This is a genomic window from Microcoleus sp. Pol7_A1 (genome assembly GCF_036701085.1).
In the GTDB taxonomy this organism is placed as follows: Bacteria; Cyanobacteriota; Cyanobacteriia; order Cyanobacteriales; family Microcoleaceae; genus Microcoleus; species Microcoleus asticus.
On record NZ_JAUBQD010000147.1, the window covers coordinates 1 to 2,160 of the forward strand.

Annotated in this window: 2 protein-coding genes; one reads left to right on the forward strand and one right to left on the reverse strand. The window is 47.6% G+C overall.

Annotated features, from left to right (window positions below; all coding sequences use genetic code 11):
* Positions 1-259 precede the first annotated feature (259 nt).
* A complete protein-coding gene (locus tag QUA20_RS31570; RefSeq protein ID WP_333194275.1) occupies positions 260-439 on the forward strand; it encodes a hypothetical protein in 180 nt (59 codons plus the stop codon).
* Positions 440-523: 84 nt separating this feature from the next.
* Here the strand turns inward: QUA20_RS31570 and QUA20_RS31575 are convergent, their stop codons facing one another.
* Positions 524-1,933, reverse strand: coding sequence for a cation:proton antiporter (locus tag QUA20_RS31575; protein WP_333194276.1), 1,410 nt, complete (start codon positions 1,931-1,933; stop codon positions 524-526).
* Between the last annotated feature and the right edge of the window lie 227 nt (positions 1,934-2,160).

Here is a 2,160-nt window from a genome sequence, read left to right on the forward strand (position 1 = left end):
GGGTTAATCCACAGCACTTTAAAAACTGGTTTACAAGCTGCTGCTACTGTACTTCATAAACCTGGAATCCGCTGTATATAGCAATCCTACATGAGTCGTAAATTTTTTACCCCACCCCAACCCTCCCCTTAGTAAGGGGAGGGAGTAAGAAATTCACAAATGATTTAGGATGGCTATAGCGTTTCTGATAATAGACACCTATTAAGCTAGCTACAAATCGCACTGGGACAGTTTATCGAAGAGGTTTCGTGAAGGTTTTATGAACGGCATTGTGGGTTTTGAGAGGACTTTTACTCGGTGGGAAGGCAACTATAAGCTCAGTCAAAACCGCAGCCTGGTCGATCGACAAAATATGTCAAACGCAGTGCTAGAAACTTTAGATGCGGCTGGTGGTGCCGTTGGTGTGGAAATGCAACATAACCTAGAGGCGAATGAGTAGCAATGGAGACGATCGCCGGAAAGTGGTTCAATACCAGCCGATCGCCCCCAACCACCTCAAAACAGACTTAATATCACCCGCTAATCAAACGATTTGCTCGCTAGAAGGTTCCCCAGTAGCTGGAGGCTCTACCGTATCGCCAAAGGCAATCCGCAGAAAAGGCGGAGCCAAAAAAGTCGTCAGAATCACCATGATAATAATCGACACTTCCAACGGTTTATCCAAAACCCCACTAGCCGAACCGATGCCGGCAAACACTAACCCGACTTCGCCCCGAGGAACCATCCCCACTCCGATCGCCAATCGATTGATTCCCGGCAGACCAAACACCACCCAACCAGTCACCAGCTTGCCCAAAATCGCAACGACAATCAAGAAAGCAGCAATCAAAAGACCAGCCCGATTATCTGGCACTGTTGGGTTCAAAACCCCCAAATCCGCCCGAGCTCCCACCGTCACAAAGAAGATGGGTACAATCATATCGGCGATGGGTTTCACCAATTCATCCAACTCATTGCGCGCATCGCTTTCATCCAAAACCAAGCCCGCAGCAAAGGCACCCAAAATCGCTTCGAGATGAATTGCATTGGCCAGAAACGCCATGAACAAGGCATAAATAAAGGCGGGAATTACAATATTGCCGCGAGTTTTGAGCTTCTCCACCACCGCAGTGAAGCTTTCGTTAAAGATGCCGCCCAACAGAATCGAACCTAGCAGAAAAACAGTTGCACTGACAATCAAATAAATGACATTAACAACATCAATCTCACCGGTTTTCGCTAAACTCGCGACAACAGCCAAGACAATAATTCCCAGCACATCATCAATCACCGCCGCACCTACAATGATTTGACCTTCTTTAGATTTCAGCCGTCCTAATTCCGACAAAACTTTTGACGTAATTCCGATGCTAGTTGCCGTCAAAGCAGCCCCCGCAAAAATCGCCGGAATCGCCGGAGTGTGGAAAATCATCATCAAGCCCGCAGTACCGGCGGCAAAGGGAACTGCCACGCCGGCACAAGCGACAACGACGGCTTGAACCCCCACTTCTTTTAGTTGTCTGAGATCCGACTCCAAACCAATTTCAAACAGCAGAACAATCACGCCTAATTCAGCCAGCACTGAAATGACTTCACTCTGCGATTCAAACACACTGGTGATGGCGGCAGGAGACAGATGATTAATCGATTGCAGAACTGTCATAATCCCTGAGTTGGATGCTGACAGCCCGCTTCCGGGAAAAACGACTAGGTGTAAAGCAGATACGCCAACAATTACCCCTGCTACAAGTTCACCCAGAACCGGCGGAAAATCAAATTTTATAGCCGCTTCCGCGCCTAATTTACTGGCGAGGTAAATCACTACTAAAGTGAGCAAAACTCCGCTGAGGACGATCGGCGCATTTTCTGCCTCGACTGTTGCTAACAAAGGTATGGGAGCAACTAGGGATGCCATCCCAGAACTTAAAGCTGTAATTGTATGGTTCAAAAACATGGTTGCGATGATAGTAAAAAAGACGTTGAAACCAGACACTCCGGGACGCACAAAAACTGAAGCGTTCCGGTTTTTTTAATGCGGGCAAAAGGATTCAGACGATCGAGCAAAACTCGAAAAACCCAAATCTGGCGGTACATCCTGCCACCGCCCTTGTCCGACTGCTTGAATTGCTTCTTTTAGCAAAATATCGCCGGTATAAATTGCCCTACCGACGATCGCACTTT